At 56.5% G+C, this 23,992-nt stretch carries 23 protein-coding genes; 13 read left to right on the forward strand and 10 right to left on the reverse strand.

The window, feature by feature from the left end; translation table 11 throughout:
• Positions 1-21: 21 nt before the first annotated feature.
• A complete protein-coding gene (locus PQR63_RS20955; protein WP_408169881.1) occupies positions 22-744 on the reverse strand; it encodes a cobalt ABC transporter substrate-binding protein in 723 nt (240 codons plus the stop codon).
• A 605-nt stretch (positions 745-1,349) separates the two neighbouring features.
• Positions 1,350-1,703: a hydroxyisourate hydrolase gene (gene uraH, locus PQR63_RS20960; RefSeq protein WP_408169882.1), complete on the reverse strand. Its 354-nt coding sequence runs from the start codon at positions 1,701-1,703 to the stop codon at positions 1,350-1,352.
• A gap of 166 nt (positions 1,704-1,869) precedes the next feature.
• Here uraH and puuE point away from each other — a divergent pair, with 166 nt between their 5' ends.
• From puuE to PQR63_RS20980, 4 genes are all read left to right on the forward strand, one after another.
• Positions 1,870-2,841, forward strand: coding sequence for an allantoinase PuuE (puuE, locus tag PQR63_RS20965; RefSeq protein WP_408169883.1), 972 nt, complete (start codon positions 1,870-1,872; stop codon positions 2,839-2,841).
• Positions 2,842-2,913: 72 nt separating this feature from the next.
• Complete coding sequence (locus PQR63_RS20970) at positions 2,914-3,762, forward strand: outer envelope protein (RefSeq protein ID WP_408169884.1); 849 nt, start codon at positions 2,914-2,916, stop codon at positions 3,760-3,762.
• 90 nt (positions 3,763-3,852) lie between these two features.
• Entirely contained in the window at positions 3,853-4,608 is a 756-nt protein-coding gene (locus PQR63_RS20975) for a class II aldolase/adducin family protein (protein WP_408169885.1), read from the forward strand.
• Positions 4,589-4,810 carry a 4-oxalocrotonate tautomerase gene (locus PQR63_RS20980; RefSeq protein ID WP_408169886.1) on the forward strand — a complete coding sequence of 74 codons (222 nt, stop codon included), beginning with the start codon at positions 4,589-4,591 and terminating at the stop codon, positions 4,808-4,810. Before PQR63_RS20975 ends, PQR63_RS20980 begins: the two co-directional genes overlap by 20 nt.
• A gap of 86 nt (positions 4,811-4,896) precedes the next feature.
• Here PQR63_RS20980 and PQR63_RS20985 read toward each other — a convergent pair whose 3' ends face one another.
• The 3 genes from PQR63_RS20985 to pmbA form a co-directional block, all read right to left on the reverse strand.
• Positions 4,897-6,495 (reverse strand): MDR family MFS transporter, encoded by a 1,599-nt coding sequence (locus tag PQR63_RS20985; protein ID WP_408169887.1) that lies wholly within the window; start codon positions 6,493-6,495, stop codon positions 4,897-4,899.
• Positions 6,496-6,733: 238 nt separating this feature from the next.
• Positions 6,734-7,498, reverse strand: a complete 765-nt coding sequence (locus tag PQR63_RS20990; RefSeq protein ID WP_408169888.1) for a carbonic anhydrase — start codon at positions 7,496-7,498, stop codon at positions 6,734-6,736.
• A gap of 307 nt (positions 7,499-7,805) precedes the next feature.
• Positions 7,806-9,170, reverse strand: coding sequence for a metalloprotease PmbA (gene pmbA, locus PQR63_RS20995; RefSeq protein ID WP_408169889.1), 1,365 nt, complete (start codon positions 9,168-9,170; stop codon positions 7,806-7,808).
• Between the two features lie 69 nt (positions 9,171-9,239).
• On the opposite strand from pmbA, the gene yjgA reads away from it, so the two are divergent.
• Together yjgA and mog are read left to right on the forward strand one after the other, a co-directional pair.
• On the forward strand, positions 9,240-9,851 hold the full coding sequence (gene yjgA / locus PQR63_RS21000) for a ribosome biogenesis factor YjgA (protein WP_408169890.1): 612 nt from the start codon (positions 9,240-9,242) through the stop codon (positions 9,849-9,851).
• Complete coding sequence (mog, locus tag PQR63_RS21005; RefSeq protein ID WP_408169891.1) at positions 9,835-10,449, forward strand: molybdopterin adenylyltransferase; 615 nt, start codon at positions 9,835-9,837, stop codon at positions 10,447-10,449. Before yjgA ends, mog begins: the two co-directional genes overlap by 17 nt.
• Before the next feature lie 150 nt (positions 10,450-10,599).
• Here mog and PQR63_RS21010 read toward each other — a convergent pair whose 3' ends face one another.
• Positions 10,600-11,226 (reverse strand): hypothetical protein, encoded by a 627-nt coding sequence (locus PQR63_RS21010; protein ID WP_408169892.1) that lies wholly within the window; start codon positions 11,224-11,226, stop codon positions 10,600-10,602.
• Between the two features lie 153 nt (positions 11,227-11,379).
• On the opposite strand from PQR63_RS21010, the gene PQR63_RS21015 reads away from it, so the two are divergent.
• A complete protein-coding gene (locus PQR63_RS21015) occupies positions 11,380-12,060 on the forward strand; it encodes an alpha/beta hydrolase (RefSeq protein ID WP_408169893.1) in 681 nt (226 codons plus the stop codon).
• 89 nt (positions 12,061-12,149) lie between these two features.
• Here the strand turns inward: PQR63_RS21015 and PQR63_RS21020 are convergent, their stop codons facing one another.
• Positions 12,150-14,264, reverse strand: coding sequence for a TonB-dependent receptor (locus PQR63_RS21020; RefSeq protein WP_408169894.1), 2,115 nt, complete (start codon positions 14,262-14,264; stop codon positions 12,150-12,152).
• Positions 14,265-14,592: 328 nt separating this feature from the next.
• Positions 14,593-16,905 carry an NADP-dependent malic enzyme gene (locus PQR63_RS21025; protein ID WP_408169895.1) on the reverse strand — a complete coding sequence of 771 codons (2,313 nt, stop codon included), beginning with the start codon at positions 16,903-16,905 and terminating at the stop codon, positions 14,593-14,595.
• A 267-nt stretch (positions 16,906-17,172) separates the two neighbouring features.
• On the opposite strand from PQR63_RS21025, the gene thiL reads away from it, so the two are divergent.
• The 3 genes from thiL (at position 17,173) to PQR63_RS21040 (ending at position 19,261) form a co-directional block, all read left to right on the forward strand.
• Entirely contained in the window at positions 17,173-18,138 is a 966-nt protein-coding gene (gene thiL, locus PQR63_RS21030) for a thiamine-phosphate kinase (protein WP_408169896.1), read from the forward strand.
• A complete protein-coding gene (locus tag PQR63_RS21035) occupies positions 18,135-18,671 on the forward strand; it encodes a phosphatidylglycerophosphatase A family protein (protein ID WP_408169897.1) in 537 nt (178 codons plus the stop codon). The genes thiL and PQR63_RS21035 overlap by 4 nt, the downstream gene beginning before the upstream one ends.
• Before the next feature lie 110 nt (positions 18,672-18,781).
• Positions 18,782-19,261 carry a CinA family protein gene (locus tag PQR63_RS21040; RefSeq protein ID WP_050475787.1) on the forward strand — a complete coding sequence of 160 codons (480 nt, stop codon included), beginning with the start codon at positions 18,782-18,784 and terminating at the stop codon, positions 19,259-19,261.
• Positions 19,262-19,405: 144 nt separating this feature from the next.
• Here the strand turns inward: PQR63_RS21040 and pyrF are convergent, their stop codons facing one another.
• Positions 19,406-20,224, reverse strand: coding sequence for an orotidine-5'-phosphate decarboxylase (pyrF, locus tag PQR63_RS21045; RefSeq protein WP_408169898.1), 819 nt, complete (start codon positions 20,222-20,224; stop codon positions 19,406-19,408).
• 184 nt (positions 20,225-20,408) lie between these two features.
• On the opposite strand from pyrF, the gene PQR63_RS21050 reads away from it, so the two are divergent.
• The 3 genes from PQR63_RS21050 to PQR63_RS21060 are packed head-to-tail and all read left to right on the forward strand — an operon-like array spanning position 20,409 to position 22,356.
• Positions 20,409-21,002 (forward strand): LemA family protein, encoded by a 594-nt coding sequence (locus PQR63_RS21050; protein WP_408169899.1) that lies wholly within the window; start codon positions 20,409-20,411, stop codon positions 21,000-21,002.
• An 8-nt stretch (positions 21,003-21,010) separates the two neighbouring features.
• Positions 21,011-21,856, forward strand: a complete 846-nt coding sequence (locus tag PQR63_RS21055) for a TPM domain-containing protein (RefSeq protein WP_408169900.1) — start codon at positions 21,011-21,013, stop codon at positions 21,854-21,856.
• The gene (locus PQR63_RS21060) at positions 21,856-22,356 is read left to right on the forward strand and encodes a TPM domain-containing protein (protein ID WP_408169901.1); all 501 of its coding nucleotides are present in this window, start codon (positions 21,856-21,858) and stop codon (positions 22,354-22,356) included. The genes PQR63_RS21055 and PQR63_RS21060 overlap by 1 nt, the downstream gene beginning before the upstream one ends.
• A gap of 82 nt (positions 22,357-22,438) precedes the next feature.
• Here PQR63_RS21060 and dacB read toward each other — a convergent pair whose 3' ends face one another.
• Positions 22,439-23,878: a D-alanyl-D-alanine carboxypeptidase/D-alanyl-D-alanine endopeptidase gene (gene dacB, locus PQR63_RS21065; RefSeq protein WP_408169902.1), complete on the reverse strand. Its 1,440-nt coding sequence runs from the start codon at positions 23,876-23,878 to the stop codon at positions 22,439-22,441.
• Between the last annotated feature and the right edge of the window lie 114 nt (positions 23,879-23,992).

The following is a 23,992-nucleotide window of genomic DNA, read 5'->3' on the forward strand; positions in this document are numbered from 1 at the left end:
TTGCAGCAAGCTGCGACTATCTTACTTGACCGGGCTTGGCTCAGTCACAGCGGCAGCAGGAACTGCCTTGATACCCTTGGTTTGCGTCAGTGTCAGGCTGGTGACGAAGCTGGCGATGTCGTAAGGCTTGCCGTCACGTTCACCGGCAGTCTTGTCGGTGTGATGCGCTTCGACAACGTAGGTGCCTTGCCACGGCAAATCAAATTTCACGACGCCTTGTTCATCCGTGTGGCTTTCCTTGCTCCAGCCGGCCGGCACCTGAATGTTGATCTTGGTCTTTGGCAGCGGCTGGCCCTTGTAGAACAGCTTGAACTCGCCGCGCTTGCCGGTCGGCACAACATCCAGCGTCAGACGTGGAGCCTGCTCTGCATCGGAGGTGACCAGACGTGCTGCAGGTGTCCATGCGGTGCGTACGACGGTGTCGCCGGTCTTGCGCTCCATCACCGGGTAATGCGCTTCTTCGGCGATGATGGATTCGTTCTTGCCAGCGCGTGCGGACAACGTAAAGCCGTTCTTGCCCTTCTTCAGATCCAGTGTCTTGTCGCCATTGCTGCCCAACAAAACGGCGGTCGGCTGCTCGAACTTGTCGAGACGGCCCGGCGACGCTTCGCGCAGGTTTTCAGCGAATTCGCCGAAGTAGAAATTGGCGGACTTCGCATCCTGTTGCAGCCAGACGTGGTGGGCTTGCGCCGATGCAGCGAACAACATGGTGGACAACAAGGCGGGAATGACAAGACGTTTCATGTAGTACTTCCTTTCAGGGTCGATGAAATAGTGACGCAACAAGACAAACAGAGAGGACGCAAAATGCTTCCGTCCCGCGTCACCGTTTTCACGGGACTGGAAACATCGGGCATACCGGACATTGCTGAATGACTCTCTGGCGCGTTCGCAGCGGCGATATGAAACATCGAAACCGCATCGTTGCAACGCACATCTGGCCTGGCTTGAGGCTTGGCGGGATCTGGATAAATAAGGATTCGTCCGATGGATCCGGACATGGAGGCGTCTTTTTGGCTTGTTGTTTTGCTCAACAAACGGCGCTTTTTAATTATCGAGAATGATTATCATTATAGTGATTGATTCCAACGGAGACAATCACTTCCTGACAAAAACCTGAGCAAACAAACTCATGCAATGGCCGCGTCTTTTTTAGACTTACCGCGCGTGTTGGCACAGGCATCCGAATTCTTCAAAGACCTGGCGCGCACCAACAACGAACTGGTGCAAGGATCGAATTCTGTGTCTGCGATCCGGCGGTTCTGTGTTTTTGTCTTTCTGAAGCCCATAAAAAAAATCCGACCACTCCTTTCGGGAGGGCCGGATTTTTTATGTTCTGCGCTGAGCAGTCAGCTACCGCGATACGTCGAATACGACCAAGGCGAAACGACCAACGGCACGTGATAGTTCTGAGCCGCATCGGCGATGCCGAAGGCGATGACGACTTCATCCACAAAACGTGGCGCCGGCAACTCTACACCCTGCCCGGCGAAATAATCGCCTGCGCCAAACACCAGCTCATAACGTCCGGTCACAAATTCGTCGCCTTGCAACAACGGCGCGTCGCAACGGCCATCGCTGTTGGTAACGGCGTTTTTCAGCAACACTTTTTCATTTCCCTTGATGACATACAGGGCCAGTTTGACGCCTGCGCCCGGCTTGCCTTGGGTCACGTCCAGGACGTGGGTGCTCAGTTTTCCCATTGTGCTTCCTCTCTTTAGCAAATTTTTGACCATTCTTTGACCGGCAAATGATATACCGCAGTTTTAAGGTCTATATACGTTCCAGCTTATATCCACAATCAATTCTAAAGACATAATTCGGCGATCACATGAAACAAATCAAAAGAACGAGCAGAAGGCAGGAGACATGAAAGATTCCAATTACCCACGCGACCTGGCCGGTTACGGCCGTACGCCACCACACGCGCAATGGCCGGGTGGCGCGCGCATCGCGTTGCAGTTCGTGCTGAACTATGAAGAAGGCGCGGAGAATTGCGTACTCGACGGCGACGCTGGCTCGGAGGTTTTTCTGTCTGAAATCATCGGCGCACAGAGTTTCCCTGCACGCCACATGAGCATGGAATCGATCTACGAGTACGGCTCGCGCGCCGGTTTGTGGCGCTTGCTGCGCATGTTTGAAGACCGCAAACTGCCGCTGACCATCTTCGGCGTGGCGCGTGCATTGCAGCGCAATCCGGATGCAACCGCAGCCTTCATCGAACTGGGCCACGAGATCGCCTGCCACGGCCTGCGCTGGATCAGCTACCAAAACACCGATGAAGCAACCGAGCGCAAACACATCGCCGAAGCCATCGCCATCATCAAGGACATCACCAACAACGCGCCGCTCGGCTGGTACACCGGGCGCGATTCACCCAATACGCGCCGCCTGGTCGCTGAGCACGGCGGCATCGCCTACGACGCCGACAGCTATGCCGACGACCTGCCCTACTGGGAGAACGTCAACGTGCGCAATGCCGACGGTTCAACGGCTTCCGCGCCGCAACTGATCGTTCCTTATACGCTCGACAGCAACGACATGCGCTTCGCCGCGCCGCAGGGATTCAACTCGGGCACGCAGTTCTTCGATTATCTGAAAGACGCCTTCGACCTGCTCTACGCCGAAGGTGATCCGGCCGGACTCGATCGCCCCAAGATGCTGTCGGTCGGTCTGCACTGCCGCATTGTCGGCCGTCCTGCACGTGCAGCGGCGCTGGCGCGTTTCCTCGACTACGTACAACAACACGACAAGGTCTGGATCACGCGCCGCATCGATATCGCCGATCACTGGCGCAAAACACATCCACATCCACACCCGCACCCATTCAGCAAGGTTTGATCTACCGCCGTGGCGGATCCACGGAACACTATAAAAAAGCAGTTCGACATACCATTTAATGGAGGAGACACCATGCAACAAGCAAACGCAATCCTGCGCAAGCCAGTCAGCACACATCTCGCAGCGGCGGGCCTCATCGGGCTGTCCGCAATGGCGGCAATACAGCAGGCGCATGCTGCCGACTGGAGCGACAATTCCATCGGTTACCGCTACGGCACCAAGTTCGCCGAGCCCTACAACACGCAGGACATCAGCAAGAACATCATCAACTTCACGCACGCCAGCGGTTACAAGTACGGTACCAATTTCCTGAACGTCGACCTGCTGATGTCCGACAAGAAGGACAGCAATGCGCAGGAAGCGTACATCACCTATCGCCATACGCTGGACATCGGCAAGATCAGCGGCAAGGACTTGTCCTTCGGCCCTGCGCGCGGCGTCGGCTTTACCGCGGGCTTCGACTGGAACACCAAAAACGATCCGGGATACGGCTCCAAGAAACGCATGATCGTCGCAGGCCCGACGCTGATGATGGATGTGCCCGGCTTCCTCAACATCAGTCTGTTGGCGCTGTGGGAAAGCAACCAGCCGGTTGGCATCTCCAGCCGCTATTCATACGACGTGCACCCGATGTTGACCGCTGCATGGGGGATACCGTTCGGCACCAGCGGCTTTGCATTTGAAGGCTATGTGAACTACATCGCCGCCAAGGGTAAGGATGAGTTCGGCAGCCCGACCAGCCCGGAACTGAACTTCGACGGCCAGATCATGTACGACGTCGGCACGCCAATGGGGCTAGGCAAGAATACCTTCCGCATCGGCCTGGAATATCAGTACTGGCGCAACAAGTTCGGTAACCAATCCAAGGTGCCAGGCTCCTTCGCCAAGACACCGATGATCCGCGCCGAATACCACTTCTAAGTCCGGGTGTAAGATGCCGGGGGACGCTGTTGCGTCCCCTTTTTTTATTCTTCATTCTTTATTCATGCTCTCCACGTTGCCACGACTGCCATGATCGCTTCTGCCAAGCCAGCCCCTATCAGCCACGCCGAATGGCAAACCCGTATCGATCTCGCCGCCTGCTACCGGCTATGCGCATTGCAAGCCTGGGACGATGTCATCTACACGCACATCTCGGCCACCGTGCCGGATGAGCCGGGACATTTTTTGCTGAACCCATTTGGCTATCGTTTCGATGAGATCTGCGCATCGAATCTGGTCAAAATCGACCAGCACGGCCAAATTGTCGGCGACAGCCCCTACCGCATCAATGTCAGCGGTTTCGCGATCCATGGCGCGGTGCATGCGGCGCGTGCCGACGCGCATTGCGTCATGCATCTGCACAACGACCATGCGGTTGCCGTCAGTGCACTGCCGCAGGGATTGCTGCCGCTGTCGCAACATGCGTTGCGCTTTTATGAACAGATTGCTTATCATGATTACGAAGGGCTGGCATTGACGCCCGGTGAACAGACACGGCTGATCGAACGTCTCGGCGACTATCCCGCACTGCTCCTGCGCAACCACGGCAGCCTGATCTGCGGCCGTACCATCGCTGAGGCCTATGTCCTGATGGATACGCTCGACAAGGCTTGCCGTATTCAGCTACTAACGCAAAACAGCGAACAAACGCCGCAGATGCCTGCTGCCGATATCTGCCGAAAGACGCATCAGCAATTGCTCGGCGACGGCAGCCCGGAAGGTGTGCTCGAATGGCCCGCGCTGCTGCGCAAACTGGATGCACTGGATGCGTCTTACAAAAATTGATTTTACCCAAGGAGAGAACATGCCCACATTCAACATCCAGCTGTTTGAAGGCCGTAGCATCGAACAAAAACGTGAACTCGTGAAGGCAATTACCGAGGTCACCTGCAAGACCTTACAATGCGGCCCGGAGTCGGTCGACATCATCATCCAGGACGTCAAGAAAGAGAACTGGGCGACTGCAGGAAAACTGTGGTCGGACTGACAGCCTGAATCAAACACGGAAGCTCAATGAAAAATGGCGCGCCAACTGATATCAGCGGCGCGCCATTTTTGGTTATTACACACTTCTTATTCGGACATCACCGGTTCCACTTTTGCCTTGTTGGAAAAACGGATCAAAGGCACCCGGCGCACCATCCACAAACCGATCAACGCCGACACGATCGCCAGCGCAATGCCCATGTGAATCGCTCCGACCAGCGCATCGCGCGCCGCGTCGAGCAAGGCTGAACCGTTGTGGCCGGCCTGCAGCATTTGCGCCAGCAGTGTCGACTGGATGTCGTGATTGACGAGGATTTCCGGGTCCTTGAATTCAGCCATCCATTGTGCCGCATGATCGCTTTCCAGCGCGCGCTGAACGCCGCTGCCGTACATCTGTGTCACCAGCGTACCGGTGACCGCCGTACCGAGCATGCCGCCGATCATGCGCAAGGATTGCAGCAAGGCAGTGGCGATGCCGAGATGTTCGCGGCTGGCAGCCTGCTGCGCAAAGACCGTCAGATTCGGCAACACCAGACCGAGACCAAAACCACCTGCCAGCATCGCAGCCAGCATGAAGGAAGTCGAGGTGCCGCGCTGCGACAGCACGATGCCGAGACAAGAAATCGCAATCAGCGCAAAGCCGACGTACATCATCATGTTGGGATTGGGAATGCGTGTGACGACGCGTCCGTTGACGATACTCGCCACGGTAATACAGGCCACCAGCGGGGTGATCAATAAACCGGCCTCGCGCGGCGACATGCCGAATCCGCCCTGGAACAACAGCGGCGAATACATGAGCATCGAGAACATCGAGAAACCGGCAAGGATCGACAACAGGAACAGGCTCGACAGCGCAGGATCCTTCACCATTTCAAATGGCAGGATGGGCTGCTCGACGTGACGCTCCCACTTCCACAGGGCGTAGAACGCGGCAACACTGGCGACCAGCAAAACGGCCATGCCGGTAGTCAGGCCGCGCTTGGGCAACATCTCCACCAGCAATTGCAGGCTACCCAGTGCGATGGTGATCAGCACCGCGCCAAACCAGTCGAGACGAATCTTGCCTTCGTGCTTGATATGGCGAATATGCGGGATGTAGCGCATGGCAAAAAACAAGGAGATCAATCCGACCGGCAGGTTGACGTAAAAGGTCCAGCGCCAGCCCAGCGATTGGGTCAGAAAGCCGCCCAGCGAAGGCCCGATCGAGGTCGCAATACCGTACGCCGCGCTCAGAATGATCTGCCAGCGCAGACGAATATGCGGATCCGGAAACAAGTCTGCAGCCGAGGCAAATGCCGTCCCGACCAGCATGCCGCCGCCGATACCCTGGAGGCCGCGCGCCAGCACCAGAAACAGCATGCTGTTGGCCATCCCGCACAGCATGGAAGCGATGACGAAGATGATGATTGATGCAATCAGAAAAGGCTTGCGACCGAAATAGTCACCGAGCCGGCCAAAAATCGGCACGGTAATGACCGAGGTCAGGAGATACGAGGTTGCGACCCATGCATAAAGATCAAAGCCCTTGAGCTCAGCGACGATGGTCGGCAAGGCGGTTCCCACAATTGTCTGATCCAGCGCCACCAGCATGATGACGAAGCAGATGCCAAGAGTGGCCATCAGGGATTCGCGGAAAGGCAAGACTTGACCGCTCGAATGCGCGGCTTCTTTATGTGGAGACATGTTGGGAAAATCGTTTGGCCGAAGCTTGCAGACGTCTGTGTTGGCGAAACGACAAGCACCTGCAGATGACTACTTGTCGTGCACGACCACATTCATCACAGGCGCCAGCCTGAAGTGACTGAACCGCTATTCTATCAATTGCGGCCGTACTCTGCAGAATGTCACGGTGGGAATGCCGACGACCGTGTTTCATCGGTCGCCGGATGTTTGGGTACCACCGGCGACACGAGTGCCGGCGTTAAGGTTTTGTCTCTTGGTGATACAACACTTCACGATCATTCCGCGGCTGCAAAGCTCGGCTGTTGGCCGTGTAGTAACGATGAAAATCGTCTAACTGAGCAGACGACAATGTGATCGGCTGCGGCAGAACATGCCACTCGACATTTTGGCTCAGCGGCGGTGTCGTCAACGAGCCGAGATAGTGGAAGTAACTCAAGTTTGCCGGCAACAATTGGCTGATATCAAACTCGCGCATCGGTTCCGCCCGCCCTGCACGTATGACACGTCGCATGATGGCGTCAAATGCCGGATTAACGGCGCCCTCCTGAAACAGGACGCCGATCACCGCCAGACGACCGTTTTTGGCCTTGTAGACGAGGTGCAATTCGAGCGGATATCGCTTGCCGTTGACTACATGTTCGCTAGGGGTATGAAAGTGGAATTGCTGCAGTTGAAAACGGCGCCCGCGAATAGTCGCAAAATTTCCTGGTAAGACGTTAACTTGTATCGTATTAGTGTTGTCCACCACGACGGCGTCGCTGGTCCTGCCCGAGATCCTGATGCTGTCGTCTGCATCGTCGTCGAGATCGGGCGTCGCCTTGTTCACATCGAGCGCAATCGGTGATTGACGATCGCCATGCACTTGGTTCCACTCTGCCTGATGCGCGTAGTCAAAATGCGTACTTTCAGCCATTGCAGCAGATCCGGTACCAGCCAGCATGATCGTGGATAACAGCGTCGCGTGCAGCGCCTTGCCGCAAAAAAAATACATCGTAGATTTCATCAAAATCCTCCGTCGCAGTGTGGTTCATCAAGCTCCATCCCAAACAGACAGACACGTGCTGTTGCCGGGCAAAGCTGAGGCCGGATTTTAGTCGCGCAGTTGCCGGGATCACATCGCACAGAGGGAATTTTCAGAGATACAACGGTCTATTCGAAATCGAACGACCTTTTTATCGTCGTGATCGCAATCGAAAAACGGAGGAGGATGAACCGCTATCAGGAACCTGATAAGCGCTATGCTTGAACAGCTGCCTGACGAAAAAATCAGGCAGCTGTATGAGAGGAACTACAGAAGAACGGAGTCGATATCAGTCGCCCGCGATGGTCATGTTTTCCAGCAGGATGGAGCCAGTTTCCTTGGTGCCGCGGATCAGCGTGTCGTTACCGATGGCGACGATCTGGCGCAGCATGTCTTTCATGTTGCCGGCGATCGTGATTTCTTCCACAGGGTATTGGATCACGCCCTTTTCAACCCAATAGCCTGAGGCGCCGCGCGAGTAGTCGCCGGTCACGTAATTCACGCCCTGCCCCATCAGTTCGGTCACTAGCAAACCGGTATCGAGCTTTTTCAGCATGCCCTTGAAGGTGTCGGCTGCAGTGGTCAGCGACGAGGTTATCGACAAGTTGTGCGAACCACCCGAGTTGCCGGTGGTTTCCATGCCCAACTTGCGCGCCGAATACGTGGAGAGGAAGTAACCTTGCACCACACCGTCTTTGACCACCTCACGGCGATGCGTCTTGACGCCTTCTTCATCGAAGGGTGCAGAGCCGACGCCACCGATGACGTGCGGATCTTCCAGAATCTGGATGTGATCCGGCAGAACTTGCTTGCCCAGCGAATCGAGCAGGAAAGTGGATTTGCGATACAGAGCACCACCCGAAACAGCTTGCACGAAGGCGCCCAGCAATCCGGCCGCCAGCGGTGCTTCGAACAGCACCGGGCATTTGCGTGTGGACAGCTTGCAAGCATTCAGACGCGCCAAAGCACGTTCAGCGGCGTAGCGGCCGATGGCTTCCGGCTTGGCCAGCTTCTTCGGATCGCGCATTGACGAATACCAGTCGTCGCGCTGCATGTTGCCGCCTTTGCCGGCGATCGGTGCAACTGAAATCGTATGGCGCGAGAAGGGATAACCACCGATGAAGCCGCGCGAGTTAGCGGCGACAAAATGCGATTGCTGCGCGTAGACGCTTGCGCCTTCGCTATTGGTGATGCGCTTATCGACCGACAGCGCTGCCGCTTCGCAGCGTTGCGCCAGTTCGACGGCCTCTTCCGCTGTGATCAGCCATGGCGTGCACAGCTTGAGATCGCGCGGATTCATTTCGAGATTTTCGACATCCGGCAAGCCGGCGCAATCGTCGATCGCGGTGAAGCGGGCGATGTTGTAGGCCGCTTCGACGGTTTCTTTCAGCGCCTGCTGCGAGAAATCGGACGTACTGGCATTGCCGCGGCGAACATTGCGACCTTCGCCCATGTAGACGGTGACGCCGATGCCCTTGTCCTTATTCTGCTCAATGGTCTCGATCTTGCCCTTGCGCACCGCTACCGACAGCCCGCTACCCTCGCTGATGTCTACCGCCGCATCGGATGCGCCTTTTTCCTTGGCATAACGCAACACATCTTGTGCAAGCTGCTTCAATTGGTCTTGACTGTGGGTAAATACGGTATCGCTCATTGGCCTGTTTTCTTCGAAATGCGTATAAAACGGGTATCATAGCAGTCGTTTAGCTTATTTATCTGAATCATGCCAAATCCCAATCGCGGGTCCTGCGGCTTCCAATCCAACGAATTCGAGCAGGAATACGACCGTCCCTCCAAATCCCAACTGAAACGCGAAATGACTGCGTTGCAGAAACTGGGCGAAGAACTGGTTGCCGAGCCACGCGACCGTGTCAAACGCGTGCCTATGCCCGAAGACGTACGTGACGTCATCCTTGAATGCCAGCAAATCAAGGACCACGAAGGGCGTCGCCGCCAAATGCAATACGTCGGCAAGAAGATGCGCACCCTGGATGAAGACGAAATCGCCGCCATCCAGCGTACGCTCGACAGCTGGCGCGGTCTGTCCAAAGCAGACACTGCCTCGATGCACGCTCTTGAGCGCCGTCGCGAAAAGTTGTTGAAAGACGACAATGCCCTCACTGAGTTGCTTGCCCAGCATCCCGATCTCGACGTGCAACACTTGCGCACGCTGATTCGTAATGCCCGCAAGGAACAAGCGGAAAACAAGCCGCCCAAGGCATATCGCGAACTTTTCCAGATTCTCAAGCAGCTGCAAGTCGCTTCGCGTGGCGCCAATGCCACAGAAGGCGCTGAAGATGGTGCGGATGAGTTGGAAGATGAGCAAGAAGACTGATCCGGACGAACTGCTGATCGGCCTGGTGTCGATCTCTGACCGTGCTTCCGGTGGCGTCTATGAAGACAAAGGCATTCCGGCGCTGCAAGACTGGTTCGGCGCTGCGCTGACCAGCCCGTGGCGCATGGAAACCCGCCTGATCCCCGACGAGCGCGCACAAATCGAGAAAACCCTGATCGAGCTGGTGGATGACATCGGTTGCGATCTGGTGCTGACTACCGGCGGCACCGGCCCTTCGCGCCGCGATGTGACGCCGGAAGCCACACTGGCAGTTGCCACCAAGGAAATGCCCGGCTTCGGCGAGCAAATGCGCCAGATCAGCCTGCAATTCGTTCCTACTGCCATTTTGTCGCGCCAGGTCGCGGTGATCCGTGAAACCTCAGATCACGCCGCCCTGATCATGAATCTGCCCGGCCAGCCCAAGTCCATCAAGGAAACGCTGGAAGGCGTCAAGGATGGGGAAGGCAAGCAACTTGTGCCCGGCATTTTTGCTGCCGTGCCGTACTGCATTGACCTCATCGGCGGCCCCTACGTCGAGACCAACGAAGCCGTGTGCAAGGCTTTCCGTCCCAAGTCGGCAATTCGCCCGGCGAAATAATTTACGTGTTTCGAATTCTTGAAGTGTCGATGCTTGAAGGTTCGATGATTGAGGGCTGATGGCTCGGGTGAGCGGTCAGCTCACCCTTCTACTCATACACTGACGCCTCGCCATGGCCGATTCAAGCTACTGCAGGTTGGCTGAGATTGCCTAACGCGGACAAGTCAGTTGATCCTGGCCGCCACAGATCGTTGCACGATTCAGCAGGTCGAGATATTGCTGCAGCTTCTGCGGCGTAATGCGTAAAGGATTTCCCTTGAGTTCGTTTTCGGTTGCCGGACGCCAGCCGAACTGCACCAGAAACAGATTTCTTGTGCCTTCAAAGACGGCAATGAGGCTGCCTTCTCCAAATGGCGCCGTACTTCCCAGACGGTCGCAAAAACCACCGCTGATGGACGTGTAAGCACCGTTGGTCATGCTGTCTTTTTGCTTCATCGGCGTGAAATGACCTGCGCAGTTGCGCTGCGCACCTTGCAGCACACGCTGGACGATTTGCGTCGAAAGATGCGTACCGGCGCTGAGATCCGCGGTGCCGCGCTGCACCGACATATAGCCTTCGCGCCAGTTCTCGTGGCTTTCGTTTTGCGGCATGAATTCAACGACATAGTCGCCGGTCGGACTGCCGTTCATGTACGCGAGCCGCCAGCCGGAAGGCGGCTGCACCACCAGATTTTCGCCGCTGGGCTGAAACACATTACCTTCGAGCAGCGCCGCATTCGACGACGCAGAAACAAGCAGACTTGCCTGGAGCAGTAACAAGGCCAGCATTTTTTTCATCAGGGTTCTCCATTGAAACTGTGCAGAGATTCGGCGCAGACATTTTCTGGTGATATCGTCGTATCATGGCGCTTTCAAAGCCCAAGAAGTATCTCTACTGCAAACCCGTATTGTGCACCAAAGCTGCACAATCCCGAATCGAAGAAAACTTCCATGTCCTCACCAGCCGCTCTCCTCCAAACCATCGAAATCGAAACTGCGCCCAATCCTGCTGCTGCCGTCATCTGGCTGCACGGCCTCGGTGCCGACGGCAATGACTTCGTACCGATTGTGCGCGAACTCGATCTGTCGGGGTCCCAGCCGATCCGCTTCATCTTTCCGACGGCGCCTACCATGCCGGTGACGGTCAATGGGGGCTATGTGATGCGCGCCTGGTACGACATCTTCGGCCCGGATCTGGTGCGTCGCGAAGACGAGCCAGGACTGCGCGCGTCGCAAGCGATGGTAGAGGCGCTGATCGCCAAGGAAAAGGCGCGCGGCATTCCGGCTGAGCGCATCGTGCTTGCGGGTTTCTCACAGGGCTGTGCGATGACCCTCCAAACCGGTTTGCGCCATCCCGAGAAACTGGCAGGCCTGATGTGCCTGTCCGGCTATTTGCCGCTGGCAGGGACCATTGCGGTGGAGTCCAGCTCCGCCAATCAGACTACGCCGATCTTCATGGCCCATGGCCGCCAGGATCCGGTGGTGGTCATGCAACGTGCTGAGGAATCACGCGATTTGCTCAACACCTTCGGCTATCAGATTGAATGGCATGAATACCAGATGCAGCACTCGGTCTGTCAGGAAGAAATCGAAGATGTCGGCCAATGGCTGGCGCGGGTATTGCCGAAGTAAGCGCACCACCGTCGATCAGACAGCGCCATGAAAAAAGCCTCCGATGCAAAACGCATCCGAGGCTTTTTAACTGAAACAACGATTGTTGCTTACATCGAATAACGCAGGGTCAGTGCAACGTTACGCAGTGCGCCCGGCAAGCTCAGATTCGGGCTGGTGCCGTGACCGGAGACGATATAACCGGTGTTGAAGATGTTGTTGACGTTCAACTGCACCGAATATTTTTCTGCCTTGTAGACGGCCATCGCATCGGCAGTAAGGTAGCCCGGCAAAGTGACGGTATTGCCCGGATTGGCAAAACGGCTGCCGACAGCGTTGGCACCGCCACCGACCGTGAAGCCGTTACCGATGTCTTTGGTCAGCCATAAGTTCGCACTATGCTTTGGCGTCAGCGTTGCCGCCTTACCCTTAAATGGAACGTTCGCCGGGCTGTTCACGCTTGCGTCTACAGCTACGGATTCAATCACCTTAGCGTCCAGGTAGGCATAGCCAGCCAATACCTTCCAACCTTGCTTCAGGTCGGCCGCGAATGTCACTTCAGCGCCGTCTGTACGTTGTTTCCCGACCGGGATGATGGTCGTTGTGCCCGGAATCGTCGCCTTCATGTTGTCACGTTCGAGGCGGAAAATCGACACGGTCGCATTAGCACGGCCTTCCCAGAAATCATACTTCGCGCCGATTTCGGTATTGCGCGTATTTTCTGGTGCGAGGTCCGCATTGTTCGTCGCCAGCGGCAAGGTTTCGCCCGACGGCTGGAACGAGCGGCTCCACGACAAGTAATACGACTGTGTTTCGCTTGGCTGCCAAACTAAGCCGGCGCGTGGGCTATAAGCATTGTCGGTACGCGACAAATTGGCTGTACTGGTCGTGACGACGCGCGATTGTTGCTTGAAGCTGTCGTAGCGGATACCGAGCAGTGCTTTCCATTGGTCGCTGAACGCGATCGTGTCTTGCACATAACCGGCCAGCGTGTCATAGGTGCCGAAGGTACGGTTGGTCACAGTCACCGCGCTTGGATTAATCGTGGGCAAAACCGGATTGAAGATCGAGGTCGCCGCCGACGTCGGGCCGCTGGAGCTTACCGAATCCTTGCTTTGCTGGCCAACTTCCACGCCATAAAGGATTTCATGTTTGGTACCGGCAATCGTCAGTTTTTGTGTCAGTTCAGTCTGGTTGAACCAACCGCTTTCGTCACGATACAAGGCTGCATGCCCAAACTGCATGGTGCGGGCAACTTCATTGACGTTGCCGCTGATGTTGGTGTTGTTGCGGTTCAGCTTGTATTGGTAATAACGGAACGCATTGCGCAGCGACAGGCTGTCATTGAAACGATGAGTCAATGTTGCTGCTGTCGACGCTACACGCGACTGGCTGAAGTCAGCGTCGCGCGCATTGGCCGCTCCATAGTAGGAGCCAGGATCGACGCTGACCGGGCGACCCTGATAAGACGGAATACCAAAGTCAGTCAGACGACGATCTTCCAGATAGTCGGCTTGCAGCAGCAATTTGGTATCGGAAGAAAACTTGAACTCCACCGAAGGCGCGATCGCGGTGCGATCGATGAATTGCTGTGCACGATAGCTGTCCGATTGCTCGCGCGCGCCGGTCAGACGCCACGACACCGTCTCGCCGCTACGTCCCAGATCAATTTCTCCGCGACGGCCGGCAGTGCTGGTCAAACTGACGCTGACATCAGCGATGTCAACGCCCGGCTTCTTCGAAACCCGATTAATCAGGCCACCCGAGGAGCCGCGGCCGTATAAAACCGCCGCTGGGCCCTTGATGACTTCCAGACGCTCAACGTTGGACAGATCACGGAAATACAGCGCATCGTCACGGAAGCCGTCAACAAACTGGTCGCCAATCGCTGTAAAGCCACGAATGAAAACCTGATCGCGCTGACCATCACCGGTGGACAAGCCGACGCCTGGGACGTTTCTCAGGATGTCTTGCAAGGACGTCGCATGCTGATCGCGGATCACTTCAGCGGAGATCACATTGATGGTTTGGGGAATATCACGCAGCGGCGCTTCGCTCTTCGTGGCGCTGACGGAAGTGGGCGCAACGTAACCGTCACGGGCACCGCTGACCTGGACTTCAGGCAGGCTGCCGGCTGTCTGAGCAAAGGCGTTATTTATTGCAATGGAGGTAAGCGACAATGTTGTCAGGACAGCCAGATAGCTCGGCTTGATGCGGAACTGCATGTAGACACCCAATTTAAATGTTAATAGTAATAATTCCTATTTATATTAACTTTTAAATGTAACCGGTTGTAAAGATATTCTTACAAAATGCTGATTTTTATGAAATTGGATCGAGTATGTTGTACTTATGCAGCAAAAAATAGATCGTCGCAGCAAGCGCTCAACACGAATTTATTGACCAGGAACTGACCCAAAATTCTGCCCTCCCCTCAAAAAAAACGATCTCTCCTGCTGAAGATACATAGCGGCAAATACAAAAGCGGCGCACTTCTTTCGAAATGCGCCGCTTTGTTTTGAAGCTTGAATCAGTCGATTAAGACTCTCCGGATTAACGCTCCGACATCGCGTCCATGACACACAGTGCCGTCATGTTGACGATACGGCGCACTGTAGCCGATGCGGTCAGGATGTGCACCGGCTTGGCGCAACCCAACAGGATAGGACCGATTGCCACGCCGTTGCCGGACGCTGTCTTGAGCAGGTTGTAAGCGATATTGGCAGCGTCGATGTTTGGCATCACCAACAGGTTGGCATCGCCCTTCAGTGGCGAATCCGGCATGATTTGCGCCAGCAGTTTCGGATCAAGTGCCGTGTCGCCATGCATTTCGCCGTCGGCTTCCAGCTCTGGAGCCTGCTCTTGAATCAGCTTCAGTGCGGTACGCATCTTGATTGCCGATTCACTGTTGCTGGAACCGAAATTCGAATGCGACAGCAATGCTGCTCGTGGATGCAGACCAAAGCGGCGCATTTCTTCTGCTGCCATGATGGTGATTTCCGCCAGCTGTTCTGCGGTCGGGTTTTCATTGACGTGCGTGTCAACCAGCACCAATTGGCGGCTCGGCAGAATGACGCCGTTCATGGCCGCGTAGACGTTGACGCCTTCGCGCTTGCCCAATACCTGATCGATATAGTGCAAATGCAGCTGCGTGGTGCCGTAGGTACCGCAGATCATGCCGTCGGCGTGACCCTTGTGGATGGCCATGGAACCGATCAGCGTGTGACGGCGGCGCATTTCCAGCTTCGCGTATTGTTCGGTGACGCCACGACGCTTGGTCATCTCCAGGAAAGTCTGCCAGTAGTCGCGATAGCGTTCGTCGAAGTTAGGATTGATGACTTCGAAGTCGACGTTCGGACGCAGACGGAGACCAAACTTCTTGATACGCTGTTCCAGCACTTCCGGACGGCCGACCAGAATCGGCTTGGCCAGGCATTCGTCGACGATGACTTGCACCGCACGCAGAATGCGCTCTTCTTCGCCTTCGGCAAAGACGATACGCTTCTTGGCTTCCGGGGCTTTCTTCGCCGCCTGGAAGATCGGACGCATGAAGGTGCCGCTGTGGTAGACGAACTGTTCCAGCTTTTCCGCGTAGGCGTTCATGTCCGGAATCGGACGTGCGGCCACGCCGGAAGTCTCGGCAGCGCGCGCAACCGCAGTCGCGATCTTGATCATCAGACGCGGATCGAACGGCTTCGGGATGATGTATTCGGGGCCGAACGACAGATTGGTCACGCCGTAGGTCGCTGCCACGATATCGGATTGCTCGGCTTGCGCCAGTTCGGCAATCGCGTGTACGGCAGCGATTTCCATTTCACGTGTGATCGTCGTGGCGCCGGAATCCAGCGCACCGCGGAAGATGTACGGGAAGCACAGGACGTTATTAACCTGGTTCGGATAGTCGGAGCGGCCGGTGGCGATGATCGCGTCGTCGCGCACTGCCATCACTTCTTCCGGCAGGATTTCCGGTGTCGGGTTGGCCAGTGCCAGCACCAGCGGACGCGGCGCCATCTTCTTGACCATGTCTTGCTTCAGCACGCCGCCGGCGGACACGCCGAGGAAAATATCAGCGTCAGGGATGACGTCAGCCAGGGTACGTGCATCGGTTTCGCGTGCGAAGCGTTCCTTGTCCGGATCCATCAGTTCGACGCGGCCCTTGTAGACCACGCCGGCCAGGTCGGTGACGTAAATGTTCTCGATCGGGAAGCCGAGATCGACGATCAGATCCAGGCAAGCCAGCGCTGCTGCGCCCGCACCGGAGACAACCAGCTTCACTTCTTTAATGCTCTTGCCGACGACCTTCAGGCCGTTCAGGATCGCTGCGCCAACGATGATCGCGGTGCCGTGCTGATCGTCATGGAAGACCGGGATCTTCATGCGATCGCGCAGTTTGCGTTCAATGTAGAAGCACTCAGGCGCCTTGATGTCTTCCAGGTTGATACCGCCGAAAGTTGGTTCCAGCGAGGCGATGATGTCGCACAGTTTGTCCGGATCAGTTTCGTTGATTTCGATGTCGAAGACGTCGATGCCGGCGAACTTCTTGAACAGCACGCCCTTGCCTTCCATCACCGGCTTGGAAGCCAGCGGGCCGATGTTGCCCAGACCGAGCACGGCGGTGCCGTTACTGATGACTGCAACCAGATTGCCGCGCGCGGTGTACTTGAATGCGTTGGCGGGATCCGCAACGATTTCTTCGCAGGCTGCAGCGACACCCGGCGAGTACGCCAGAGACAGGTCTCGTTGATTGGTTAGTAGCTTGGTGGGCGTGACGCTGATCTTGCCCGGCGTTGGAAATTCATGGTACTCCAGCGCTGCCTGGCGAAGTTGCTGACGCAATTCTTCTTTCTTGCTGATCATCGAATCCATACTCTGCGTTCTCTTTTAGACTTGTCGAAGACCTGCGATTTTAGCAGAGGTCGGCTCACTCTCATAGGGTGGAAACTACTGATTCATGGCGCAGCGCAGCATTCCAAGACCCAATACTGGTGCGGCTTCGGGCGCAACTTGGTGCGCCCGGTTCACAGGTAAAACCTTCACCAAAATGGTCATACCAATTACTCTTCTGAACATCCTGCGAAGAATTACCAGGATTAATTACAAGGATTTGATGACGCATTCGTTACAATCACGCCCATGCTCTCCGAATTTGAACTCATCTCCCGCTATTTCACACGTCCACCGGTACCGGGCAGCCGTACCGCGCTCGGCGTTGGCGATGACTGCGCCTTGCTCACACCTGCACCCGGCATGCAATTGGCGGTGTCGACCGACATGCTGGTCGAGGGCCGCCACTTCTTTCCACATGCTGATCCGTATGCGCTTGGGCATAAATGCCTGGCCGTCAACCTATCGGATCTGGCAGCCATGGGTGCGCAGCCGATCGCGTTCACACTGGCGTTCTCGCTGCCGGAAGCACGCGAAGACTGGCTGGAACCATTCGCACGCGGGCTGCTGAAACTCGCAGATGAACACGGCTGCGAACTGGTCGGCGGCGATACCACCAAGGGCCCACTCAACATCAGTATCACCGTGTTCGGAGAAATTCCGTTCACGCAAGCACTGCGCCGCGATGCGGCAAAAGACGGCGACGACATCTGGGTGTCCGGCACGCTCGGCGATGCGCGGCTGGCATTGGCAGCCTATCGCCACGAACTGTCGTTGGCGACTGAAGCGCACCACGTTGCGGCACAACGCATGCACCAGCCCACACCCCGTGTGGAGCTCGGTTTGGCGCTGCGCGGCATCGCTCATGCTGCTATCGATGTGTCGGACGGCCTTGCAGGCGACCTCGGCCACATCCTTGAGCGCTCTCATGTCGGTGCGCGTCTCGATGCCGACGCCTTACCGCCCGGCAGCATCCTCAAGCAACAAACGCAAGAACTGCGGCGCCGCTTCACGCTGTCCGGCGGGGATGATTACGAACTCTGTTTCACCGCACCACAAAGCCGTCGCGAACAAGTCCTCGCCGCTGCCGAAAAGACAGGTACCGAGGTCACTCGCGTCGGCGTCATCGAATCCATGCCGGGACTGCGCCTAGTGGATGCGGGCGGTGAGCCACTGGATCTTGCACTGACTTCTTTCGACCATTTCACTTCATGACAACAACAATAGAACCGGGCCGGAAGGCGCAACTCAATAAATCGGTACGCCCGACCGCGCGCTTCATGCTGGCGCATCCGGCGCATTGGCTGGCGCAAGGTTTCGGCAGCGGCTTGTCGCCAATCATGCCGGGCACCTCCGGCACCTTGTTCGCCTGGCTGGCCTATGCCGTGCTGAGCGTGCGCTGGCCGGCCGTCTTTACGCCGCTGACCTGGCTGATCATTATCGGCGTGGGCTTTTTCGTCGGTGTCTGGGCCTGCCATCGTACCGGCCGCGATCTTGGTGCGCCGGACCATGGCAGCATGGTGTGGGACGAAATCATCGCTTTCTGGCTGGTGCTGGTGTTGCTGACGCCAGCAGATCTCAAGACGCAATGCTGGGCTTTCGTCTGGTTCCGTTTTTTCGATATGGTCAAACCGCCGCCGATTGCTTATTTCGATCGCCGCTTCAAAGGTGGGTTTGGCGTGATGTGGGACGACATCGTTGCAGCGTTTTATACGCTGCTCGTATTTGCGTTCTGGCGCTCGATGTAAGATCGTGAACAGGTTTTAAAGAGCGTCCAACAAGAGTATGCTTGTCGCATGGGAGTTGCCTCTCATCACACGTTGACCACCACCCGCAAACAACGAAGGATGACATCAACATGGACACCTCGACAGACCTCGCCGCACGCGTCGGCCAAGCGCTCAAAGCCAGGAAGTTGTTGCTCTCGACCGCCGAGTCCTGCACTGGCGGCGGCGTTGCACAAGCCATCACGGAAATCGCCGGCTCCTCGGAATGGTTCGACTGCGGTTTCGTGACCTATTCCAACGTATCGAAAAATGAACTGCTGGATATTTCGGAAGCGCTGATCGCCCAGCACGGCGCCGTGAGCGAAGAAATCGCCGCCGCCATGGCCGAAGGCGCGATTGCCAACAGCAGTTCGGATGTCGCCGTCTCCACGACCGGCATCGCCGGTCCTGGCGGCGCAGTCCCCGGCAAACCCGTCGGCACGGTCTGCTTCGGTTGGAAAGTCGGCGATCAGACCTTCACCGAACGCCTGGTGTTCGCCGGCGACCGTCAGGCTGTGCGCGAACAGGCTGTCGTGCATTCCCTCCAAGGCCTGTTGCGCATGCTGACCTGAACGAGATAGAAACAGCGTCATCAGTATCATCAATGCCTGACGCTTACACATGCCAGATGTAAAAAGAGCCGCTGCGTTCAGATCGCAGCGGCTCTTTTTTCTTGATGAGGCTTAGTGCTCTAGTGCATGCAAAGTGCAAGCATCTCAACGATACTGATTGATCGCATCACGCGTTTCCAGCGCCACACGGCGTGCTGCCGCGGCGTAGTCTTCGCCGTCTTCCGGCTTGGCGTACAAGATGGCGCGCGACGAATTGATCATCATCCCCGCTCCATCCGCCGTTTTACCGGACTTGACCGTCGCAGCCACGTCGCCGCCCTGCGCACCGACACCCGGCACCAGCAAAGGCATGTCGCCGATGATGCTGCGCACTTGTGCCAGCTCTTCCGGGAAAGTCGCGCCCACGACAAGGCCACACTGACCGTTGGTGTTCCACTTGTCTGCCACCAGACGCGCCACGTGCTGATACAGAGGCACGCCGTCAATATTCAGGAATTGCAAATCGGAACCGCCGGCGTTGGACGTACGGCACAACACGATGGCGCCACGATCTTTCCATTCCAGATAGGGCGCGACCGAATCAAATCCCATATACGGGCTCACCGTCACCGCATGTGCGCCATAGCGCTCAAAGGCTTCACGCGCGTACTGCTCGGCGGTAGCACCGATATCGCCGCGCTTGGCATCCAGCACGATCGGAATATGCGGATAGCGGGTACGGATGTAGCTGCAGATTTCTTCCAGTTGATCTTCGGCACGCAAAGCGGCAAAGTAGGCAATCTGCGGCTTGAAGGAGCATGCCACGTCGGCGGTGGCATCGATGATGCCCTTGCAGAACGCCAGAATCGCATCCGGCTGGTTCTTCCATTCCGCCGGAAATTTGGCGATATCCGGGTCCAGGCCGACACATAGCAGAGAATTGTTGGCCTTCCACGCAGCGGATAATTTGTCGATAAATGTCACGGTAAACCTTAGCGCTTTAATATATACAGGTACGACATTGTAACGCGACCGGGCCAGAAACCCTGCATTTGAGGCACCATTTGGGGCGTCTTGAGAGCATTAGCATCGTGTTTTAAAGCAGTACTTGACGGCCATCCAAGGACTGATCACAGTAGCGAATGTTTTAATTTTCGAGAGAAATACAATGAAAAAATGGTTCGCATGGCTGGCTATCGCCGCTTCCGTATTGACCCTGAGCAGCTGCGGCTACAACGATTTCCAAGCCAAGGATGAAGCCACCAAGGCCGCCTGGAGTGAAGTCGTCAACCAATACCAGCGCCGCGCCGACCTGATTCCCAATCTCGTCAATACCGTCAAGGGTTATGCCGCGCATGAAAAAGATACGCTGGAAGCCGTCACCAAGGCGCGCGCCGCCGCGACCAGTTTTCAGATCACACCGGAAGTGTTGACCAACCCTGAAGCCTTCAATAAGTTCCAGCAGGTGCAAGGCCAGTTATCGTCCGCGCTGTCGCGTCTGATGGCCGTATCGGAAAACTATCCGCAACTCAAGGCGGACACCAGCTTCCGAGATCTGCAATCGCAACTGGAAGGCACCGAAAACCGTATCACCGTGGCACGCCAACGCTATATCGTCTCGGTACAGGAATACAACGTGCTGGCGCGCAGCTTCCCGACCAATATCACCGCCAAGATTTTCAGCTATCCGGTCAAGCCGTCCTTCACGGTTGACAACGAGAAGGCAATCTCCACCGCGCCTGCCGTCAATTTCGGTAAGTAAGTTTCACTATGCCGTCTTTTCGCGCCCTTCCGGCGTTCTTCCTGAGCATCCTGCTCGCCGGCTTTCTGCAACTTGCCGGTGCGCAGGATTTCGTTGCCGTTCCGGCGTTGAGTTCACATGTGATCGATCAGGCGCAGATGTTGGAAGAACAGCAGCGCCGCGCACTCGATCAGGTGCTGGTCGATTACGAGATTCGCACCGGCAGCCAGATCGCGGTCCTGCTGATTTCCAGTACCGCGCCGGAAGCCATCGAGCAATACGGCATCCGCGTCGCCGATGCCTGGAAGCTCGGACGCAAAGGCATTGACGACGGCGTCATCCTCATCGTCGCCAAGGCCAACCCCAAGGCGCTGCGCCGCCTGCGTATCGAAGCTGGTCGCGGTGTGCAAGGCAGCCTGACGGATGCGAAATCGAAACGCATCCTGGAAGACGTCATCGCCCCACATTTCCGCCAGAACGACTATTACGGCGGCCTCGCAGCAGGCGTATCAGCGCTGACCAGTTTGTTGGATGAAGAACATCTGCCGGCCGCAGAAAAAGCAAAACAGGCTTCCGCGCAAGAGGATGGCGGCTGGATTGAGCTGATTGCCGTCGTTCTATTCCTAGCTGTCTTTTTCGGCGTCATCCTGTTCGTACGCCGCCGTCCTCGCAATAACCTCAACAACAATGACTGGGGACACACGGCAGGCGTCATCATCGGCAGCATTCTGAGCGATGCTGTTCAGAATCGTGGCAGTCGTAGCGGTGGATTCAGCAGCGGTGGTTTTGGCGGCGGATCAGGCAGCAGCTCGGGTGGTGGATTTTCGGGCGGTGGCGGCGGCTTTGACGGCGGCGGCGCCTCGGGAGACTGGTAATGGCTAAACTCAATCGCCTGTTCAAACATCTTACCGCCACGCGCAGCCAGGCGCGCAATCTGTTTCCACGTTCAACGCTGCAAGCAGTACAAGCCTGCATCGCAGCCGGAGAAAAACAGCATCGCGCAGAAATCCGCCTGATCGTTGAAGCGGCATTACCGCTCAATACCGTGTTGCGCGGTGAGTCTTCGCGCGCACGTGCACACGAGTTGTTCTCGCACTATCGGATATGGGATACAGAAGAAAACTGCGGCATTCTGATCTACATCAACGTTGCGGATCACAAGGTGGAGATTTTGCCTGATCGCACCGTCGGCAAAGCACTCAAACGCGACGACTGGCATGCGGTGTGCCAAACCATGACGCTTGGTTTTGCGGGGAAAAATTATCACGACAGCCTGCTGCTGGCGCTGACACAACTCAACGAGCTGCTGGCGGTGCATTTCCCCGATCAGGACAAACACAAGAATCAGCTGTCGGACCGGCCGTTGATACTCTGAAAATACTTCAAAACCTGATCATAAAATTGCCGCCCTCCTCCATCGCGAATGAGGGCGGCAAGACAGATCACTGCGTTCTACATCAGCCCTTATCAAATACCCACTGCAACAAGGCATCCTGCGCGGCCTGGCCGAACGGCGCATTGGGGTGATTGATCAGGCACACCACGACATACATCTTTCCTGATGACGCCTGCACAAAGCCGGCGACCGAACGCACATCGTTGAGCGAGCCGGTTTTGATATGCGCCTGTCCTGCCACGCTTTCACTGCGCAAGCGTTTACGCATGGTGCCGTCATAACCGACCAGCGGCATGGACGCGATGTATTCCGGCATCACCGGTGAATGGAAGGCTGCCACCAAGACCTGACCCAGCGTATTCGGCGCCACACGCTCATTGCGCGACAAGCCCGCGCCGTTTTCGATCACCAGTTCATCCGCGCCGATGCCTTTTCCGGACAACCAGTTGCGGATCGCACTTGCTCCGCGTTGGGTGCTGCCGGGTGCCTGCGACATTTGCGCACCGATGGTCAACAGAACCTGGCGCGCCATCACGTTATTGCTGTACTTGTTGATATCGCGAATGACTTCCGGGACGGCAGGCGATTGCCACTCAGCGAACACACTCGCAGAAGACGCTACATTACCCGGTACGACCTTGCCGGAAATCGTGCCGCCAAGATCGCTCCACATCTGACGCAGCACACCGCCGAAGTATTGCGTCGAGTTCATGCGATAAGGGTGGATATACCAAACCTTCTCGCCGCAGGCAGCGGGGTAGCTGCCGTTAAAAGCCGCAGTGCTGACACCGACGTCGGCTTGCAATTTGCTCTGCCAGTCGCCGCAGACGGCTTCTTTCGACAAGCGCGGCGCGACCAGGTTATAGCCAACCAAGGGCGGCTCCATCGTCACACTGATTTGCCCCGTAGCTTCATCGGGAATAAAACGCAAAGCGATCGTTTTGTAATTCAGCAGCAACGCGTCGGGGCCGACGTTGTAGGGCTTTTGCGGATCGCCGTCAAACTGCGCAGGGTCATACACGTTCTCTTCGAATGCACTGCGGTCAAGCACGACGTTGCCACGAATATCGCGCACGCCCTTGGCGCGGATCTGGCGCAAAAACATCCAGAAATTTTCCATCACCAGCTTGGGATCGCCGCTGCCTTTGATGGCGAGGTCTCCCGTCAGAACGCCGCCACTGAGCGCGCCTTCGACGTAGGCCTGGGTCTTCCAGTTGAAGGTCGGCCCCAACAACTCCAGCGCAGCGTCGGTCGTGATCAGTTTCATCACCGATGCGGGATTGAACGGTGCCGCAGCATTGAAGCTGAGCATGGGGCGTGCGGCATCGACTTCCTGCACAAAGACGCCGACATTTTTTACGGGAATTTTTGCTTGCTTGAGTGTGGTGGTCACCACCAGCGGCAACTCCTGTGCTTGCGCCGTCACCGGAGAGATCGTTGCTACGCTACAAAAAGCTGTGATGAGAAATGCCAGGGTCCGGAATTCTTTAAAAATCTGCATAACACGCCAATCAGGAAGGAATCGGCATTATATGTCCGTCTATCGGCATATTTATGTGTACATTCCGCCGCCCCATGATGGTGAAGCGCCGACTTATGTTGTAACCTAGCTACA

The sequence above is a fragment of the Herbaspirillum rhizosphaerae genome (genome assembly GCF_046025915.1).
In the GTDB taxonomy this organism is placed as follows: Bacteria; Pseudomonadota; Gammaproteobacteria; order Burkholderiales; family Burkholderiaceae_D; genus Herbaspirillum; species Herbaspirillum rhizosphaerae_A.

Excerpts from the sequence above, each read along its gene's own strand:
- PQR63_RS20955 (WP_408169881.1), bottom strand. The coding sequence starts at position 744 with ATGAAACGTCTTGTCATTCCCGCCTTGTTGTCCACCATGTTGTTCGCT.
- uraH (WP_408169882.1), bottom strand. The coding sequence starts at position 1,703 with ATGGGAAAACTGAGCACCCACGTCCTGGACGTGACCCAAGGCAAGCCG.
- puuE (WP_408169883.1), top strand. The coding sequence starts at position 1,870 with ATGAAAGATTCCAATTACCCACGCGACCTGGCCGGTTACGGCCGTACG.
- PQR63_RS20970 (WP_408169884.1), top strand. The coding sequence starts at position 2,914 with ATGCAACAAGCAAACGCAATCCTGCGCAAGCCAGTCAGCACACATCTC.
- PQR63_RS20975 (WP_408169885.1), top strand. The coding sequence starts at position 3,853 with ATGATCGCTTCTGCCAAGCCAGCCCCTATCAGCCACGCCGAATGGCAA.
- PQR63_RS20980 (WP_408169886.1), top strand. The coding sequence starts at position 4,589 with ATGCGTCTTACAAAAATTGATTTTACCCAAGGAGAGAACATGCCCACA.
- PQR63_RS20985 (WP_408169887.1), bottom strand. The coding sequence starts at position 6,495 with ATGTCTCCACATAAAGAAGCCGCGCATTCGAGCGGTCAAGTCTTGCCT.
- PQR63_RS20990 (WP_408169888.1), bottom strand. The coding sequence starts at position 7,498 with ATGAAATCTACGATGTATTTTTTTTGCGGCAAGGCGCTGCACGCGACG.
- pmbA (WP_408169889.1), bottom strand. The coding sequence starts at position 9,170 with ATGAGCGATACCGTATTTACCCACAGTCAAGACCAATTGAAGCAGCTT.
- yjgA (WP_408169890.1), top strand. The coding sequence starts at position 9,240 with ATGCCAAATCCCAATCGCGGGTCCTGCGGCTTCCAATCCAACGAATTC.
- mog (WP_408169891.1), top strand. The coding sequence starts at position 9,835 with ATGAGCAAGAAGACTGATCCGGACGAACTGCTGATCGGCCTGGTGTCG.
- PQR63_RS21010 (WP_408169892.1), bottom strand. The coding sequence starts at position 11,226 with ATGAAAAAAATGCTGGCCTTGTTACTGCTCCAGGCAAGTCTGCTTGTT.
- PQR63_RS21015 (WP_408169893.1), top strand. The coding sequence starts at position 11,380 with ATGTCCTCACCAGCCGCTCTCCTCCAAACCATCGAAATCGAAACTGCG.
- PQR63_RS21020 (WP_408169894.1), bottom strand. The coding sequence starts at position 14,264 with ATGCAGTTCCGCATCAAGCCGAGCTATCTGGCTGTCCTGACAACATTG.
- PQR63_RS21025 (WP_408169895.1), bottom strand. The coding sequence starts at position 16,905 with ATGGATTCGATGATCAGCAAGAAAGAAGAATTGCGTCAGCAACTTCGC.
- thiL (WP_408169896.1), top strand. The coding sequence starts at position 17,173 with ATGCTCTCCGAATTTGAACTCATCTCCCGCTATTTCACACGTCCACCG.
- PQR63_RS21035 (WP_408169897.1), top strand. The coding sequence starts at position 18,135 with ATGACAACAACAATAGAACCGGGCCGGAAGGCGCAACTCAATAAATCG.
- PQR63_RS21040 (WP_050475787.1), top strand. The coding sequence starts at position 18,782 with ATGGACACCTCGACAGACCTCGCCGCACGCGTCGGCCAAGCGCTCAAA.
- PQR63_RS21050 (WP_408169899.1), top strand. The coding sequence starts at position 20,409 with ATGAAAAAATGGTTCGCATGGCTGGCTATCGCCGCTTCCGTATTGACC.
- PQR63_RS21055 (WP_408169900.1), top strand. The coding sequence starts at position 21,011 with ATGCCGTCTTTTCGCGCCCTTCCGGCGTTCTTCCTGAGCATCCTGCTC.
- PQR63_RS21060 (WP_408169901.1), top strand. The coding sequence starts at position 21,856 with ATGGCTAAACTCAATCGCCTGTTCAAACATCTTACCGCCACGCGCAGC.
- dacB (WP_408169902.1), bottom strand. The coding sequence starts at position 23,878 with ATGCAGATTTTTAAAGAATTCCGGACCCTGGCATTTCTCATCACAGCT.